Here is a 16,924-nt window from a genome sequence, read left to right as displayed (position 1 = left end):
TCCAGTCCCTCACAATGACAGGGGCGGCTTGAGGCCGCCCTTTTTCATTTGCGGATTTCCTTCGCCCATTCGTCGATCTGGCGGCGGCGCTCTGGCGTGCCGGGGTGGGTCGAGAGGATGGAGGTTTCGCCGCTGTCGCCGAGTTTCTTTTCGATCAGTTCGAAGAAGCGGCCGATTGCCGCCGGGTCGTGGCCCGCCTTGGCCATCAGTTCGACCGAAACGTGATCCGCCTCGCTTTCGGCAGAGCGCGAGTAGGACAACGAGATCAGTGCTGCGCCGTTGGTCAGGATGTCCTCACCGGCGGAGCCGATATCGCCGGCGATCAGCATGACCAGCCCGGCCATGCCGGCCGCCCGATAGAGCTGGCGCAGCGAATGGGTCTTTTCCACATGGCCGATCTCATGGGCCAGAACGCCGAGGATCATCTCGCTGTCGCCGGCCGCAAGGTCGATAAGCTCGTCGGTGATAACCAGCGTACCATCCGGTAGAGCGAAGGCGTTCGGACCGATGACGCCACCCTTGCGGAAATTGAGGTGGTAACCGTCCTTGCCACGGGCCGAATAGGCGGCGAGCGCCTCGAACTTCTCAGTCAGCTCCCTTTGCCGTTCTTCCGGCAGCCCGCTCTTCGAAAAGACCGTCTGGTCGAGGGAAGCCAGCGTTCCAGATGACATCATTTTCGGAACCACGGGCGGCGTGACGGCAACGGCGACCTCAACCAGCGCCGGCAGGGCGAAACGATAGACGAGGCCGCCCAACAGGAAGATTCCGAGGACAACGGCGATCAACCGGGGATGAAATCTCTCCAGTTCATGCACAAAGCCATGATGGCGGGAGCGGGTTTTTCGCAGCCAGCCATCGATTGCGTCGTTATCAGCGGTCTCGAATGTCGATCCGTCGACGAAACCGATGCGGCGGGGGATATTGCCGACCCGATCGGAGATCGTCACCCGGCGGGCATCGTTGAATGCGGCGGGATCGCCCGCCTCCCCGTCGAGACGCACCAGAAGGGTGGTGCCGCTCACAAGAAGCGTTGCAGCCAGCGCCTTGCTGGAGCGCGGCGGATGCCAGTGTCCCCGGGCGATAACCCGGGCGTCGCCGCCTGTCGCCTCAGAAGCCAAAGTCGAAACCTTCCATGTCAATATACTCGGCCGTTACCGCGGAACCCGTCGCCTCGATGGAGGCGATCACTTCACCGATATCGCCATCGAAGGCAATGCCGGAATGTTCGACAGTATAGCGCCGCTCGCGGATGGCCGCCCAGGGTCGCATCAGGCCGAAGGAGAATACCGAGACGATGAGGTTCGACGCCACGATCCAGAGATAGCGGAACGGAGAAAGGTCGGCATAAAGCCTGTGGCGGCCATCGAAAACGGTGGCCCGCATCACGACGTTGCGCACGCCGACACGATAGATGATCGCGGCAATCGCGTAGATCGCCAGCAGGGGTATGAGGGTCATGTAGAGCGCGCCGATGATCTGAAAACTGCCCTCGGTGGTCTCAGGATCGATACCCGAGGCTTCCAGCGCCGAAAACAGCCCGTATCCCACAAGGACCGACATCATCAGCCCCAGAGCCCCGATCAGCGCCGAGATCCACCAGACGCCATAGAGCTTGCCGATTCCGGGATCGCTCGCAAAGGCGCGGTCGCCGTAGCGCAGGTTGTTGAAGATGTAGCGGTAGAGCCAGCGGCTGGCGAAGGGCGCCAGAATGCCGAGCGACACCACCGCAACGAGACCACCGAGGATAAGCGCGACGAAGGCGCCCCAGGTGGTGCCGACGAAATCGAAGCGGATGTTGCGATAGCTGGTGACGCGGGCGTTGAAGCGCAGGCTGCGCGCCACGATCCATGGCAGCAGGAGCAGCATGCCGACCGCCAGCACCGCGCCGGCCAGCGGCATGAATGTCAGGACAATGTTGTAGACGATCAGGTAGCCGACGACGATCACGCGGCCGATGAAGATCTGCATGCCCCGCGCGTGATAATCGAAGGAATGACCGTCGACGAAGGTATTGCCGTAGAAGTAGCGGTTGCGCCGCACCTTCGCCCAAGCCGAATAGATCCCGATGGTGACGATTGTCAGCAGGATGTTGACGAGCCATATGCCGAAATACTCACCGGCTCGCCCGCGAAACTCCCCGCGCGTCACGGCGGATGCCGGAATGAACTGTGCTGCTGTCATTTTCGCCCCACTTGCCCGTGCCAATTCTGCAGATTCGGTCCCCAACCGCATCTACAGATAGACCTGCCACGGCTGCAGAATAGTCGCAAGTTGTGCGCAACGAAAAAACGGGCCTCTTTCGAGACCCGTTTTCGAAGTTCTTCAAAGTATTTGCAGACCTCTCACTGGTAGAGAGATCAGGCGGATCACTTCATCGTCGGCATGACGAATTCTGCACCGTCTTTGATGCCCGAAGGCCAGCGGCTGGTGACGGTCTTGGTACGGGTCCAGAACTTGATCGAGTCCGTGCCGTGCTGGTTGAGATCGCCGAAGGAAGAGGACTTCCAACCACCGAAGGAGTGGTAGGCGAGCGGAACCGGGATCGGAACGTTGACGCCGACCATGCCGATGTTGATGCGGGATGCGAAGTCGCGGGCGGCATCGCCGTCGCGGGTGTAGATCGCAACGCCGTTGCCGTATTCGTGCTTCATCGGCAGGGAAAGCGCATCCTCGTAGTTCCTGGCGCGAACGACCGAGAGAACCGGCCCGAAGATTTCCGTCTTGTAGATGTCCATGTCCGGGGTAACGTTGTCGAACAGGCAGCCGCCGACGAAATAGCCGTCCTCATAGCCCTGCAGCTTGAAATCGCGGCCGTCGACGACGAGTTTGGCGCCCTGGGCGACACCGCTGTCGATCAGTGACTTGATACGGGCCTGAGCTTCCTTAGTGACGACCGGACCCATGTCGGCCTTGTCATCGGTATAGGGACCGATGCGCAGCGCTTCGACCATCGGCGTCAGCTTTTCGATCAGGCGGTTGGCGGTTTCCTCGCCGACCGGAACGGCAACCGAGATCGCCATGCAGCGTTCGCCGGCGGAGCCGTAACCGGCGCCCATCAGGGCGTTGGCAGCTTGATCCAGGTCGGCATCCGGCATGATAATCATGTGGTTCTTGGCGCCGCCGAAGCACTGGGCACGCTTGCCGTTCATGGCAGCGGTGCCATAGACGTAGCGGGCAATCGGGGTCGAGCCGACGAAGGAGACTGCGCTGATTTCCGGGTGGGTCAGGATCGCATCGACCGCGCCCTTGTCGCCGTTGACGACGTTCAGGATGCCGGCGGGAAGACCTGCTTCGATCATCAGTTCGGCAAGGCGGATTGGAACGGAGGGATCACGCTCGGAGGGCTTGAGGATGAAGGCATTGCCGCAGGCGATTGCGGGAGCGAACATCCACATCGGGATCATTGCCGGGAAGTTGAACGGGGTGATGCCCGCGCCGATACCGACCGCCTGGCGGATCGAGTACATGTCGATGTTCGGGCCGGCGCCTTCGGTGAATTCGCTCTTGGAGAGGTGCGGGATGCCGATGACGAATTCGCAGACCTCAAGCCCGCGGATGATGTCGCCCTTGGAATCCTCGACCGTCTTGCCATGCTCCTTCGAGAGCATTTCGGCCAGTTCGTTCATGTTCTTGTTCAGGAGTTCGACGAACTTCATGAACACGCGGGCGCGGCGCTGCGGGTTGGTTGCGGCCCAGGCGGGCTGCGCAGCCTTGGCGTTCTGCACGGCGGCGTCAAGCTCGGCGTCGGTCGCAAGCGCGACCTGCGCCTGGATCTCTCCGGTTGCCGGGTTGTAGACGGGCGATGTGCGTCCGCTGGTGCCGGCGACGTGCTTGCCGCCGATGAAATGACCGATCTCACGCATGGATGAACCTCCTCAGGGGTCTTTTTGTGATGGCGCAGCTTCCCACTTCGATTTGCGCAAGGCAATGATCTGGATTACAGAACCGTTGTGCATTTTTCGACATAAGGGACAGGAAATGAACTGGGACGATGTGCGCATGTTCCTTGCCGTGGCCCGCTCCGGACAGATCCTTGCGGCGTCACGACGGCTCGGGGTCAACCATGCGACCCTGTCGCGCCGGATCACTGCGCTCGAGGAGTCCCTGCAGACCCGCCTGCTCATCCGCCGCACCAATGGCTGCGAACTGACGCCTGAGGGCGAGGTCTTCAGCCGCGCCGCGGAGCGCATGGAAACGGAGATGCTGGCGGCGCAATCGGATATCGGCCGCGTCGACAGCGCGGTCGCCGGCACGGTGCGCATCGGCGCTCCGGATGGTTTCGGCGTCGCCTTCCTCGCCTCCCATCTCGGCGCGCTGACCCGGCGTTATCCGGCGCTCAAGATCCAGCTCGTGCCGGTGCCGCGCGCCTTCTCGCTTTCCCAGCGCGAGGCCGATATCGCCATCACCATCGAGCGGCCGGAACAGGGGCGGCTCATCTCCTCGAAACTCACAGACTATACGCTCGGGCTGTACGCCTCGCGGAGCTACCTTGCGGAAGCCGGCATGCCCGAAGCCGTCGAGGTCCTGCGGGAACACCGGCTGATCGGTCATGTGGACGATCTCGTCTACTCGGCCTCGCTTGCCTATTCCGGCGAAGTGATGCGCGGCTGGGATTCCAGCTTCGAGATTTCGTCGGCGATCGGTCAGACGGAGGCCGTGCGCGCCGGCTTCGGCATCGGTATCCTGCATGATTACATCGCGCGGCAGCACGACGAACTCGTGCGCGTGTTGCCCGAAATCGTCATCCGCCGCGCCTACTGGACCACCTATCACGAAAGCGCCCGCGAACTGGTGCGCGTGCGCACCGTCGTCTCCTTCCTGCAGGAACTCATCGACGAGAACCGGCAGATCTTCGTCTGAGATTACCGGCAGGTCAGGGTGATCGCCTGCGGCACGACCAGCCCGCCGAAATAGGCCAGGTCCGGTCTTTCGACGACAGAATAGGCGCAGTGCCCCTCGCCGCCCCGGATCAGCACCGGCCTGTCCTCGGCCAGCCGGAAGGCGACAGTATAATCCCGGTCCCGCTGCATCAGCGTCAGGATTTGCCCCTCCCCAATTGCCACAGGCGCTTCCAGCCGGAAGCCGAAGGTGACGGACACGCTGCCGGTCGCAACCGACGCATGGAAGGCGTCAGGCTCCCCCATCTCCAGCAGCTCGCCCCCGAAAGCCAGCTCCGTCAGAAAATGGGTCGCGCCAAGATCCTCCGTCAAAGCCTGCCGCATCTCATCGGCCTCGCCGCCATCGAATATGCCGTCGCCGTCATGGTCGAAACGGGCGAACAGCCGAGCGCTGTACTTCTCGTCAAAGGCAAGGCTCTCGGCAACTGCAATCAGCCGGCCTTCCCGGATATCGAACAGGACCCGCGTGGTGACGGCGATGTCGGGATGTGCAGACGCGGAAAGCGCTGATCCCAGCAGCATCAAGCAACCGGCGGCAAGTGAAAGTGCGCGGGACGATGGGGTCATCTTCCCCCTCCCCCGCGGTCGAGCTGTTCGAGTACCGGTTCGAAACCGGCGAAATCCCCCGTCACGGCGAAATCGGGGAACGGGGGAGGCTCCAGACCGCCCTGCCTGTTGGCCAGATGCGCGCCGCCATAGAGAAAGCCGATAGCGATCAGCCAGCTTGCGAAGATCCGCGCCCCGATCATCGCCCAGGCTTGATGCAAGGCGGCGGCGAGAAGCGCCATGCCGGTAACGATCCAGATCTCCGTCGCCAATGCCAAAGGCAGATAGCTTCGGGCATGCAGGGTTACGTCGCCAAGCAGTCCGGCAATCGCCAGCACAGCGCCGGCCGGAACCAAAAGAGGCAGGGCCAGCCATGGCCGGATGCTACGCGAAAGAACCAGAGGCAGTCCGATCAGCAGGCAGGCTATGGGGCCGGCAAGAAACATGTTGGCCGCGGCCCCCGGCACCGGCGCCATCAGTTCATAGAATTTCTCTCGGAAGACGAAACCGAGAGCCACGCCGGCAAGGAGGAGCACGATTGCCGAAGCCAACACCTTGCGCGGCAGCTGTCCGATCAGGATGCCGAGACCCAGAAGCGGCAGCAGGCGCTCGGCGGTAAAGACGGAGGCAAGCGGCCAGTCGGCATAATCACCCGGTGACTTCAGAAGGAAGGATAACAAGATGACACTCCCTCCCCCGACGGCCAACACAAGGGCCGGCCAGAGCGGGAGGGAAGAAACACCGGATGACGACGCGATGCGCACTGTTTCAGGCGACGAGGAAATAGACGCCGCCGAGGCCGATCAGTCCACCGAGGGCACGGGAAAGCTCCCCGCCCCTGAACCGCTGGAAGGCAAGACCGACGGAAATGCCGAACAGGTGGATAAGGCCGGTCGCGACCACGAAGCCGATGGCATAATCGGCCGGATCTGTGGCCGTCGGCAGTTCGGCGCCGTGGGCATAGCCGTGGAAAATGGCGAAGACGCCGATCACCAACACGGCCAGCCATTCCGGCGGACGCCAGACGAAGGCAATCGCGGCACCCAAAACGATGATCGAAAGGGCGATGCCGCTTTCCACCGCCGGCAGCGGCACACCGGCGATGCCCAGCATGCCGCCAATGACCATGATGAGCGGAAAAGCGATCGGCAGGCTCCAGACGGACCGGCCGCCCATCTGCGCACCCCAGAGACCGACGCAGAACATGGCAAGCAGGTGATCGGCACCGGAAAGCGGATGCTCGAAACCATGAAGGAAACCACCCGTCTCCCCCTGCAGGATATGCGCTTCGGCGACGGCCGGAAGCACGAGCGAAGCGGCAAACCCGAGAAGGGCCGGAACGGCGAGGGCTCGCGGCATCTTCGGAAACAGCATGGTCAAAATCTCCAAAATCGAAAACCGGTATGAGGCAAGAAGGTCGCCCGCAAAGGTGGCAAAACGGACACGGGCTCACAATCGCGCCGTCTTGTCGCGAAGGCAAGGTTCCGTCCTTACTGGCAGCGCCTGACCGGCCGGACTATATCCGAATCGCCGAAGATTGTAGATGGGTCTGTGTCGCAAGCATGGCGGATCGATCCGTCCATAACGATCCGCATGACGCCTCCGGAGCAATCTGATGATCCGTTCTTTCCTGTCATCCCGCCGCGTGCCTGCCATCCGGTTGCCTGTCGTGCCGCCGGCAGAGTCGGCACTCGTTCCCGTCCTCACGCGAATCCGGGCTGCGTCGGCTGTCGTTCTGGTGCTGCTTGCCGCGGTCGCCTTTTCCTCCCCCGCCACCGCCCATGATCTCGGCGGCCCCATGGGCGGCTTCGGCAGCGGCTTCGGTCATCCGCTTGCCGGTTTCGATCACTTCCTTGCCATGCTGGCGGTCGGTCTGTGGGGCGCACAGATGGGCGGCCGCTCGGTATGGACGCTGCCCGCCACCTTTCCGCTCATCATGTGCGTGGGCGGTATTGCCGGCATGTTCGGCCTTTTGCCGGACGAAGCGATCAGGATCGCCATCGCCGTCTCGCTGATGGTGCTCGGTGGCGTCATCGCCGCCGGCTGGCGCGCGCCCGAATGGGCAGCGCTGGTGATCGTCGCCCTGTTCGCCATCTTTCACGGCTACCCGCACGGTCAGGCGACGCTCCGGGCTGCCGATCCCGCAGCGTTTACCGTCGGTTTCGTGGTATCGACCGGCGTCATCCACATCCTCGGCATCGGCGTCGGCTATGGCCTGAAAGGCATCTGGAGGGGCAATCTGGTGCGCGCCCTCGGCGGCGTCATCGCCGTCTGTGGGGTTTATTTTCTGTTCAAGTAGGCGATGGAATCCCACGCAAACGGACTTTCAGGCTGCCGGCAATATCCTTGCCTGCATTGTCGATGACAGAAGCACGGAATTTTCCATCTCGTCACTCCTGTGCTCGTCACAGGAATCCAGCCAGCCCAAGTCGTTGGGCTGAAAGGTCTTTTGACCCGACCGACGTCGGGTCGCTGGATGCCTGTGACAAGCACAGGCATGACGGAAGGATGACTTACGCCCACCGGAACCGGTAGCTTCACTTCGTCGGCGCCCTAAGGCCTGCCGCAACGGCAGGCCCTTGTTCGGCGTTAGCGCAATCTTGCGCACGCCTCCGCAATACGCTTCAGCGCCTCGACAAGTTCGCTTTCCGCGCTCGCATAGGAAATACGGAAGAAGGGCGAGAGACCGAAGGCAGAACCCGGCACCACCGCGACATTGGCGTCTTCCAGCAGATAGGCGCAGAAATCGGCGTCGGTTGCGATCAGCTTGCCGCCCGGCGTGGTCTTGCCGAGAATGCCGTCGCAGCCGGAGAAGGTGTAGAAGGCGCCTTCCGGCACCCGGCAATCCAGCCCTTCGACGGCGTTCAGGCCGGCGACCACGAGGTTGCGGCGACGCTGGAAGCTCGCCTTGCGCTCGGCAAGGAAATCCTGTGGGCCGTTCAGCGCCGCAACGCTTGCCGCCTGGCTGACCGAGGACGGGCAGGATGTCGCCTGGCTCTGCACCACGGCCATCGCCTTGATGAGATCGCGCGGGCCGCCGGCATAACCGATGCGCCAGCCGGTCATGGCATAGGCCTTGGACACGCCGTTGACGGTGAGGATGCGGTTCTTCAGGCGCGGTTCGATGGCAGCCGGGGTGACGAAGCGGAAATCGTCGTAGACGATGTGTTCGTACATGTCGTCGACCAGCAGCCAGACATGCGGATGGCGCAACAGGACATCGAGCAGCGGCCGGTAATCCTCCTCGCGATAGGCCGCGCCCGACGGGTTCGACGGCGAATTCAGGATCAGCCAGCGGGTCTTCGGCGTGATCGCCGCTTCCAACTGTTCGGCCTTGAGACGAAAACCGGCCTCGGCATCGCAGGCGATCAACACCGGCTTGCCCTCGGCGATCTGCACGATATCGGAATAGGATGTCCAGTAAGGTGTCGGGATGACAACCTCGTCACCCGGGTTGAGCGTCGCCATCAGCGCGTTGAAGAGGATCTGCTTGGCGCCGGTCGCGACCGTGATCTCGTCCAGCGCGTAGTCGATGCCGTTCTCACGGCTGAACTTGTCGCGGATCGCCGCCTTCAGTTCCGGCGTGCCGTCGAGAGCGGTGTACTTGGTCTGGCCGGCCTGCATGGCCTTCCAGGCGGCTTCCTTGATATGGTCGGGCGTATCGAAATCCGGCTCGCCGGCTCCGAGGATGATGACCGGCCTACCTTCGCGCTTCAGGCTTTGAGCCTTGGCGCCGATCTTCAGGATTTCCGAAACGCCGATGGACGAAATACGCGAAGCCGGCTGGAATGCCGCCTCCTCGACCCTGGTGTTGATGCTCATTGCACAGTCCTCGTTACCTGATAGCCGCCCTTGCGGGCATTCATTGATCCTGTGAGCTAACCGAAACGGACCGTGCCGAGGCTGCCCGGCGATGTCAGGGCTTTCAGCCCTGCCGCCATGTCCTTGATCTTTGCGTCCGTGTAGAGATCGTAGTAGCTCTGGTTCTTGCGGCCGATTGCGTGTTCGGCGCTGAAGCTACCGGCGAAATCGCCGACTGCGATGGTGAAGACCCAGTCACGCAGCCGCGTCTCGAATTTCTTGTCGGTCGCGGCGGAACCGTCCTTCGGCACGACGAGATTGAAGTGCACGCCGCCGTCGCCGATATGGCCGAAATCGCAGATTGTCACCTCCGGGAAGGCGGAGGGCATCATGGCCTTCATGCGGTCGCAGAAGGCCATGATGTCGCCGCGGCGGAAGGAGAGGTCGAAAGCGATCAGCTTGCCGGAATGCTTGACGCCCTCCGACAGCGCATGGCGAAGCGCCCACATCTCATGCGCCGGGCCGACAAAGGCGTCGGCGAGCGGCTCATCGTCGCTTTCCCAGATTTCGGCGAGAACCGTTTCGAGAACGGCGTCCAGCGACTGCTCGCCCTCGCGCGGCTCCCAGGTGCGGGATATCTCGCACAGGATCACATAGTCCGGGATGACGCCGCCCTGGAAGGGGTTGCGCAGCGACGGCACATGATCGAGGGCGGCGGCGACCGCGTTTTTCGACATGCCTTCGAAGGCTGAGAGATAGGCGCCGAGCCGCTGCTCCATCGCCCGCAGCAACGGCATGACCTGCGCGCCGCTTGCCGGCACGAGATAGGCGGTCGCGACCTGCCTTGGCAGCGCTTCGAGGTTCAGCACGCATTCGGTGATGATGCCGAAAGCGCCTGATGTGCCGATAAAGACCTGTTTCCAGTCCACGCCGGTATTGTTCTTGCGCAGGTCGCAGTTGAGGTCGAGAATAGTGCCTGCCCCGTCGGCCAGCACGACCTTCACGCCGAGCGTGTTGCGCCTGACATCGCCGTATTTCAGGAAGCGGGAGCCGCCCGTATTGGTCGACAACATTCCGCCGATGCGGGGATCCGCGCCGAGATCAATCGGGAAGAACAGGCCATGCTGCTCCAGCCGCTGGTTGACGTCCGAAAGCCGGAAGCCGGCATCGAGGGTCAGCGAGCGATTGTCGAGATCGAGATCGAAGCGCTGCACCATCCGGTCGAGGCTCAGAACAGCCTGCGTGCCCGAACTATCCGGCGTCGACCCCGAGACGAGGCCGGTATTGCCGGATTGCGGGATCAGCGCGATGCCGTTTTTCACGCAATAGGCAACGACCGCAGAGACCTCTTCCGTGCTTGCCGGTCGAAGCACCAGGGCGGCGACGCCCTCGTCGTACCGCGCGCCGGTCTGGTAGGCCAGCATGGCGGCGGGATCGCTGACGACACCTTTCTCGCCAAGGATCTTCTCAAGCGCCGAAACATGCTCCCGGTCGATCATCGTCTTGCTTTTACTCCGCTGCCTGCAGGGCCGAGAGAGCGCGGCGGCAATCGTCGATCGACGCCTGCTCGATGCCTGCGTAATGGTCGAACTCGTTCAGCACCTTGGCGCCGAGATCGGTTTCGAAACGCTGCTGGTTCGGGCTCGCCACGAAATCCTGGGTCGCGTCGTCACCGAGGTTGGACTGGAAGATACCCGCAGCGCTGACCGGCAGGAAGTCTTCGTAGACAATCGGGTCGAACTGCACGAGGCCATCCGCAATCAGGCTGTCGAGGGTGGCGGAGGCGTCCGCCTTGGCCTTGCGGCCCTTTTCCGTCAGCGAATAGGCAAAGTAACCGAGCCCTTCGGCGCGGATCGCTTCCCAGGCGTCGGGGAACGGCACGAAGGCTTCGGCAAGCGCCTTTTCGTATTCGGCGGCATTCGAACCGTCGGCAGCCGGGCGCACGATCTTGCGGGAGGCGTTCAACAGGTCGTCGTAGAGCGCACGGCCCTTCGGGGTGAGCGCAATGCCGCGCTGCTCGATCTCGCCGAAGCGGGCGGTGTGCGAGCCTTCCTTCCACTCGCCGGCCTCGCCTTCGAACAGAACCGGCTCGTTGAGAGCCTTGAACGAGGTCTGGCGCAGCAAGATCGCGCATTTTCGGGTTGGCGGCCCCTCGACGACAGCCTTCGGCGCGATGCCGTATTCCGGCATGCGGGCCTGCACGAGATCGATATCGAGCGTGCGCGGCGTCAGGTGGTTGATGTGCGGCCCCTTGAAGGAAACGACGTCGGCAATGAGGCGATGGGCGGCGTGAAGGCGGTCATACATTTCGGCACTGACGCGCGCCTTGTCGTGCCAGCGGAAGGTTTCGAGCGCTTCCGAGACGAACCGCTCTGCGTCAGCACGGTCGAGGCCGCCCTGTGTCTCCGCCTTTTCCGTCAGCTCGATGACGCCGCGCGTGAAGATCTGCCGCGTGGCAAGCGTTGCCTCAGCCTCGACGCGAAGCTTTTCGTCGGCGATCAGGTCGAGCCGCAGGAGCGAGGTGAAGACGCGGAAGGGGTTCTTCTTGAGGCTCGCATCGCCGACCGGGCGAAACGCGGTCGAATGGACAGGAACGCCGGCCGTCGACAGGTCGTAATAGCCGACCGGATACATGCCCATGACGGCGAAGACCCGGCGCATCATGGCAAGCTCCGCCGGCGTGCCGAGACGGATCGCACCGTGCCGCTCCTCGGAAATGCGGTCGAGGCTATCGGTTTCTTCCAGACGCGCCTTCAGCTTCGGATCGGCGGCGAGCGTCTCGTCATTGACCTTGGCCACCAGTTCCATCAGCGTGCCATAGGCCGGGACCTCGTTGCGGTACATGGCGGACATGGCGGCGGAAAACATCGAGCGGATGTCATCGCTCGAAACGAAAGCGGGCTGGGTCATTTGGGCTGCTCCACGAAATACGGCTGGATCATTCGTAAAATGGCTTATACCCTCACGGAATTCCAAATGATGCTGACGAATGTCAATGACTTGATGCGAAAACCGAATGACTCTGAGCCGCCGCACCATCCCCGACGCCACCACGCTGCAGGCCTTCGAATGCGTTGCCCGCCATGGCAGCGTAACCCAGGCCGCCAATGAGTTGAACCTGACCCAAAGCGCGGTGAGCCGGCAGGTCAAGGATCTCGAAACACAGCTCGGGCTCCTGCTGTTCGACCGGGTGCGCCAGCGGGTGGTACTTTCCAGCGACGGCCAGCGCCTGCTGCCGCAGGTGCGCAAGATCCTGCAGCAGACCGAGGAAATGATGCTGAGAGCCATGGCGTCGGCGCAATCGGAGCATCAGCTTTCCATCGCCACACTCCCGACCTTCGGCAGCCGCTGGCTCATTCCGCGGCTCTCGGATTTCGCAAGGCGCTATCCCGGCAAGAGCCTGAACATCGAATCTCGGTCCTCCCCCTTCGACTTCGAGGAAGAGGACTTCGATATCGCCATCCACTACGGCCAGCCGGTCTGGGCGCGGGCCACCTGCCACTTCCTGTGCAGCGAGTGGATCGTTCCGGTGGCCAGCCCCGCCATGCTCGAAGGTATCGGGGACGACGATCTCAGGCACCTGCGCCACCGGCCGCTGCTTCATCTCGCCACCCGGCCGAAACTCTGGGCGGAATGGTCGCTCGCCAATGACATCGAACTGGAAAGCCCCTATCGCGGCAATCGCTTCGACCAGTTCGCCATGATTATCGAGGCCGCGGTCGCCGGCCTCGGCTATGCGCTCGTGCCCCGCTACCTGATCGAGCAGGAACTCGCCGACGGACGCCTCAGGATCGTCATCGACCGCCCGATGAAGACAGACAACGCCTATTTCCTCGTATTGCCGGAGGGACGGATGAAGAAGCCGGCAAGCCTCGACTTCTGCAACTGGATGCTTGAACAGGTCAATAACATCGAAAGGGGCTCGCCGGGCGACGGCCCGACCTGAACCAGGCCAAGGCGGTCAGCGGTCGGGCGTAGCGCTCGCTTCTTCCGGTTTTGCCGCAGGCTTCCACATCGAGGGACCGGCATAGGGATCGGCAAGCGCCGCATCCGGACGGCTCACCGGATACTTGATGCTCGAAATGCTGGCCGCCATCTTGTTCGCGCCGTTCTTCTTGAGAAGTGCGCGGAAGCTCGGATGCATGCCGCCGTCCACATAGGCGAAGACGGCTGATGATTTCGCCGAAGTCATGGCGATCTCGACCTTTTTGTTCTCCGCTTCAAGCCTGGCCATCAGCCCCGGATCGGCAGTCGAGATTGCCGGCGGACAGGCGGCCAGCGGATCGCTCGGTTCGCCGCCTTCGAATTCCGTATTGAAGACATAGCGCCGGCCACAGGCGGAAACCTTGGGCTGCCGCCGGGTAAATTCGAAGCTGTCATAGCCTTCCTTCAGCGTGCGCCAGAACGGCATGCTGGGATCATCCCTGTGCAGCGCCATGTTCTCCGCCGTCATGCGGAAGGGATAGGCCTGCACCTGGAAACGCTCCTGCCCGCCGGCCAGCGCCTTCTGCACGATGGCATAGATCTCGCCGACACCCTGGTCGGTCATCGCATAGCAGCCGGCAGAGGAACAGGCCCCATGCACCATCAGGGCATCCCCGGTATAGCCGAGCGCCGATTCAAGCCTGTTGGGATAGCCGAGGTTGAAGGACGCGTAATACTGGGAATTCGGGTTCAGCATGCCGGCGGAGACATGGTAGAAACCCTCCGGCGCCTGACGGTCGCCGCTCGTCATCTTCGGCCCGAGTTTCCCCGACCAACGGCACATCGGATAGGTCTTGAACAAGGCATACTGGCCGCTGGTATCGACCTTCCAGACTTCCAACTCGCTTTCCTGCTTGAAGATGCGCACCAGAACGGGGCTTGTCGGCGACATCTTCTTCTTCTTCATTTCGGCAATCGTCTTGCTCGAAAGCTGAGGCGCGGATTTCGACAGATCGTCGAGACCATCCGCCATGCAGCCGGACAGCAGGACTGCGACCGTGGCGGCCACGGCCGACTTCACCGCCACCCTTTTGAGGGCCGCGACGGGGAAATGGAATGAAGCAGTCGATAACATCATCACTATCCAATGAAAGCCGTTTGCAGCATCGGACCGATCGAAGACCGGACGACCGCGATACGGATGTCACTCCGGGCAAGGGTCGTACAGTTGGATTAATTGCCCGTTAACCAGCGACGCCGTCCCGCCCGACATGCGTGGACAGGATCTAAAACCTGCCGCCGCAGCATGCGCAAGTGCCTGTTTCTGCAAGCATGGCCGGAGCCGATCACATATCCGTCAGATCGGCCCCGATGCGTTTCCGTCGTCAGCGGATCGGACGCAGCAGACGCAGGGCGTTCATCGTCACCAGCACGGTTGCTCCCGTATCGGCCAGGATCGCCGGCCACAAACCCGTTATACCGAGGATCGTCGTCACTAGGAAGACCGCCTTCAGACCGAGCGAAATGGCGATGTTCTGGACGATATTCTTCATCGTCCGCTTCGACAGCGCCACCATCTTCGCGACATCGCCGACACGGCCGTGCAGGATCGCCGCATCCGCGGTCTCAAGCGCGACATCGGTGCCACCGCCCATGGCGATACCGACATTGGCCGCCGCAAGCGCCGGGGCATCGTTGATGCCGTCTCCGACCTTGCCGACCACGAAGCCTTCCTTCTGCAGCTCGCCGACGATGCGCTGTTTGTCCTCGGGCATCAGTTCGGCGCGGACGTCGATGCCGAGCTCGGCGCCGATGGCATTCGCGGTGCGCCGATTGTCGCCGGTCAGCATGATCGTCTTGACGCCGGCGTCGGCCAGCGCCTTCAGCCCCTCGACCGCATCCGCCCGCGGTTCGTCGCGCATGGCGACGAGGCCGATGAGCTCGCCGCCGTTGACAAGTGCCGAAACGGTCTTGCCTTCGTCGTTAAGGGTCGAGATCGCCTGCAACTGCTCATCCGGAATGGTCACCATTTCGGCTGCCGCCTTCGGCGAACCGAAGAAGATTTCCACGCCATCGACCGTGGCGGAAACCCCCTTGCCGCCATAGGCCTTGGCATCGGAGGCCGGAGGAATGTCGACATCATCGGCTATCGCCCTTTCCAGCACGGCAAGCGCGAGAGGATGGCTCGAACCCACTTCGAGAGCGGCGGCCAGTCGGATCACTTCAGCGGCGGACCTGCCGATAGCCACGACGTCGGTCACCTTCGGCTTGCCCTCGGTGAGCGTGCCGGTCTTGTCCAGGGCCACGGCCGTCAGCCGGCCGAGACCTTCCAGAACCGCGCCACCCTTCATCAACAGGCCGCGGCGGGCGCCGGCGGAAAGCGATGCGGCAATCGCGGCAGGCGTGGAAATCACCAGCGCACAGGGGCAGCCGATCAACAGGATGGCGAGGCCCTTGTAGATCCATTCATTCCAATCGGCACCGGCAAAAAGCGGCGGCAGAATGGCGACCAGCGCCGCGACCACCACGACACCCGGAGTATAGTAACGCGAGAAGCGGTCGATGAAGCGTTCGGTCGGAGCCTTCGATTCCTGGGCTTCCTCGACCAGCCTGACCACGCGGGCGATGGTGTTGTCGGCGGCCGCCGCGGTCACGCGGACCCTCAGCGCCGCATCGCCATTGACGGTGCCGGCAAAGACGCTGTCATCGACACCCTTGCGCACGGGCACGCTCTCGCCGGTCACCGGAGCTTCGTCGATCGGGCTTTCGCCCGAGAGGATAAGGCCGTCGGCGGAAATGCGGTCGCCGGGGCGAACGAGGATGACCGAGCCGACGCCGAGCGATTCGGCGGGGACTTCACGGGTCTTGCCGTTTTCCTCCAGCAACGCGGTCTTCGGCACGAGTTCGGTCAGCGCATTGATGCTGGCGCGCGCCCTGCCGGCGGCAACGCCTTCCAGCAGTTCGCCGACGAGGAAGAGGAAAACGACAGCCGCCGCCTCCTCGGTCGCATTGATAATCAACGCGCCGACGGCAGCGACGGTCATCAGCATCTCGATAGAGAAAGGCGTTCCGGCAAGCGCCGCCATTACGGCGCGGCGAGCAATCGGCAGCAGACCCACCAGCATCGCCAGGATGAAGGCATAGGCCTCGACTTCAGGGAAAATCAGGCCGGCTGCATAGGCGGCAACCAACGCAAGCCCGGCGAAGATCGTCAGTCGGCCCTTGCCACTGCGCCACCACGGACCATCCGAAGGGCCGTGGTCGTGTCCGTGCAGGCCCTCAATGCCGCTCGTGGCCGGGGAAGCGTTGCCCCTGCGCTCATGATCGCCGCCGGTTTTTTCATGGTCGTGTCCCTCATGATCGTGGTCATGATGATGGCCATGATCGTGGCCGCAACTGGCATGGTCATGGTCATGGTCATCGTCATGGGTGTGGGTGTGGGTGTGGCCATGGTCATGCGAGCAGGAAGGGCCGTGATCGTGCACGACGAATTTTTCCTCGGTCGCAGGGATTGGCGTTGCGGGATAACCTAGCCCCTTCACCTTCCGGCCGATGGCCTCGATGTCGCTGGTCGCGTCGTGGCTGACCGTCATCATCGCTCGCGTCACGGAGACGGAGACATCGGAGACACCCGGCATTCGGCGCACGGCCGTATCGATCTTGGAAGCGCAGGAAGCGCAATCCATGCCTTCTATCTTGAAGCGGGTCTGCTTTGCATTGCTCATCATCGTACCTCATTCCTGTGAGGCACGTTG

Annotated in this window: 14 protein-coding genes; 3 read left to right on the top strand and 11 right to left on the bottom strand. The window is 62.8% G+C overall.

From position 1 onward, the window contains the following. Positions 1-44: 44 nt before the first annotated feature. The 3 genes from J5N58_RS23050 to J5N58_RS23040 form a co-directional block, all read right to left on the bottom strand. Complete coding sequence (locus J5N58_RS23050) at positions 45-1,118, bottom strand: M48 family metallopeptidase (protein ID WP_113442109.1); 1,074 nt, start codon at positions 1,116-1,118, stop codon at positions 45-47. Then, entirely contained in the window at positions 1,108-2,181 is a 1,074-nt protein-coding gene (locus tag J5N58_RS23045) for a YjgN family protein (RefSeq protein WP_112828372.1), read from the bottom strand. Before J5N58_RS23045 ends, J5N58_RS23050 begins: the two co-directional genes overlap by 11 nt. Positions 2,182-2,366: 185 nt before the next feature. After that, complete coding sequence (locus J5N58_RS23040) at positions 2,367-3,863, bottom strand: CoA-acylating methylmalonate-semialdehyde dehydrogenase (RefSeq protein ID WP_112828373.1); 1,497 nt, start codon at positions 3,861-3,863, stop codon at positions 2,367-2,369. A gap of 115 nt (positions 3,864-3,978) precedes the next feature. Here J5N58_RS23040 and J5N58_RS23035 point away from each other — a divergent pair, with 115 nt between their 5' ends. Further along, the gene (locus tag J5N58_RS23035) at positions 3,979-4,860 is read left to right on the top strand and encodes a LysR family transcriptional regulator (protein WP_113442108.1); all 882 of its coding nucleotides are present in this window, start codon (positions 3,979-3,981) and stop codon (positions 4,858-4,860) included. A gap of 2 nt (positions 4,861-4,862) precedes the next feature. Here the strand turns inward: J5N58_RS23035 and J5N58_RS23030 are convergent, their stop codons facing one another. From J5N58_RS23030 to J5N58_RS23020, 3 genes are all read right to left on the bottom strand, one after another. Further along, the gene (locus J5N58_RS23030; protein ID WP_244713276.1) at positions 4,863-5,465 is read right to left on the bottom strand and encodes a DUF1007 family protein; all 603 of its coding nucleotides are present in this window, start codon (positions 5,463-5,465) and stop codon (positions 4,863-4,865) included. Further along, positions 5,462-6,124, bottom strand: a complete 663-nt coding sequence (locus J5N58_RS23025) for a hypothetical protein (RefSeq protein WP_162757318.1) — start codon at positions 6,122-6,124, stop codon at positions 5,462-5,464. The genes J5N58_RS23030 and J5N58_RS23025 overlap by 4 nt, the downstream gene beginning before the upstream one ends. 88 nt (positions 6,125-6,212) lie before the next feature. Further along, a complete protein-coding gene (locus J5N58_RS23020; RefSeq protein ID WP_244713274.1) occupies positions 6,213-6,818 on the bottom strand; it encodes a HupE/UreJ family protein in 606 nt (201 codons plus the stop codon). A 241-nt stretch (positions 6,819-7,059) separates the two neighbouring features. Between J5N58_RS23020 and J5N58_RS23015 the strand changes: the two genes are divergently transcribed. After that, positions 7,060-7,743 (top strand): HupE/UreJ family protein, encoded by a 684-nt coding sequence (locus J5N58_RS23015; RefSeq protein ID WP_112828376.1) that lies wholly within the window; start codon positions 7,060-7,062, stop codon positions 7,741-7,743. Between the two features lie 290 nt (positions 7,744-8,033). Here the strand turns inward: J5N58_RS23015 and J5N58_RS23010 are convergent, their stop codons facing one another. From J5N58_RS23010 to hglS, 3 genes are read right to left on the bottom strand one after another with little or no spacing between them, the layout of a single operon-like run. Further along, on the bottom strand, positions 8,034-9,266 hold the full coding sequence (locus tag J5N58_RS23010; protein WP_244713272.1) for a pyridoxal phosphate-dependent aminotransferase: 1,233 nt from the start codon (positions 9,264-9,266) through the stop codon (positions 8,034-8,036). Between the two features lie 56 nt (positions 9,267-9,322). Beyond that, positions 9,323-10,744 carry an FAD-binding oxidoreductase gene (locus J5N58_RS23005; protein ID WP_244713265.1) on the bottom strand — a complete coding sequence of 474 codons (1,422 nt, stop codon included), beginning with the start codon at positions 10,742-10,744 and terminating at the stop codon, positions 9,323-9,325. A gap of 10 nt (positions 10,745-10,754) precedes the next feature. Next, positions 10,755-12,155: a 2-oxoadipate dioxygenase/decarboxylase HglS gene (gene hglS, locus J5N58_RS23000; protein WP_113339713.1), complete on the bottom strand. Its 1,401-nt coding sequence runs from the start codon at positions 12,153-12,155 to the stop codon at positions 10,755-10,757. 106 nt (positions 12,156-12,261) lie between these two features. On the opposite strand from hglS, the gene J5N58_RS22995 reads away from it, so the two are divergent. Next, positions 12,262-13,191: a LysR family transcriptional regulator gene (locus tag J5N58_RS22995; RefSeq protein WP_113339712.1), complete on the top strand. Its 930-nt coding sequence runs from the start codon at positions 12,262-12,264 to the stop codon at positions 13,189-13,191. Positions 13,192-13,206: 15 nt separating this feature from the next. On the opposite strand, the gene J5N58_RS22990 is transcribed toward J5N58_RS22995, so the two are convergent. Together J5N58_RS22990 and J5N58_RS22985 are read right to left on the bottom strand one after the other, a co-directional pair. Further along, the gene (locus J5N58_RS22990) at positions 13,207-14,307 is read right to left on the bottom strand and encodes a L,D-transpeptidase family protein (protein ID WP_244713258.1); all 1,101 of its coding nucleotides are present in this window, start codon (positions 14,305-14,307) and stop codon (positions 13,207-13,209) included. Between the two features lie 247 nt (positions 14,308-14,554). Further along, positions 14,555-16,894 carry a heavy metal translocating P-type ATPase gene (locus J5N58_RS22985; RefSeq protein WP_244713298.1) on the bottom strand — a complete coding sequence of 780 codons (2,340 nt, stop codon included), beginning with the start codon at positions 16,892-16,894 and terminating at the stop codon, positions 14,555-14,557. Positions 16,895-16,924 lie beyond the last annotated feature (30 nt).

Origin of the sequence: Paenirhizobium cremeum (assembly GCF_022884085.1) — a bacterium.
Classification (GTDB): Bacteria; Pseudomonadota; Alphaproteobacteria; order Rhizobiales; family Rhizobiaceae; genus Allorhizobium; species Allorhizobium cremeum.
Note: the sequence above shows the minus strand (reverse complement) of the source record. Positions and strands in the feature narration are given on the sequence as shown.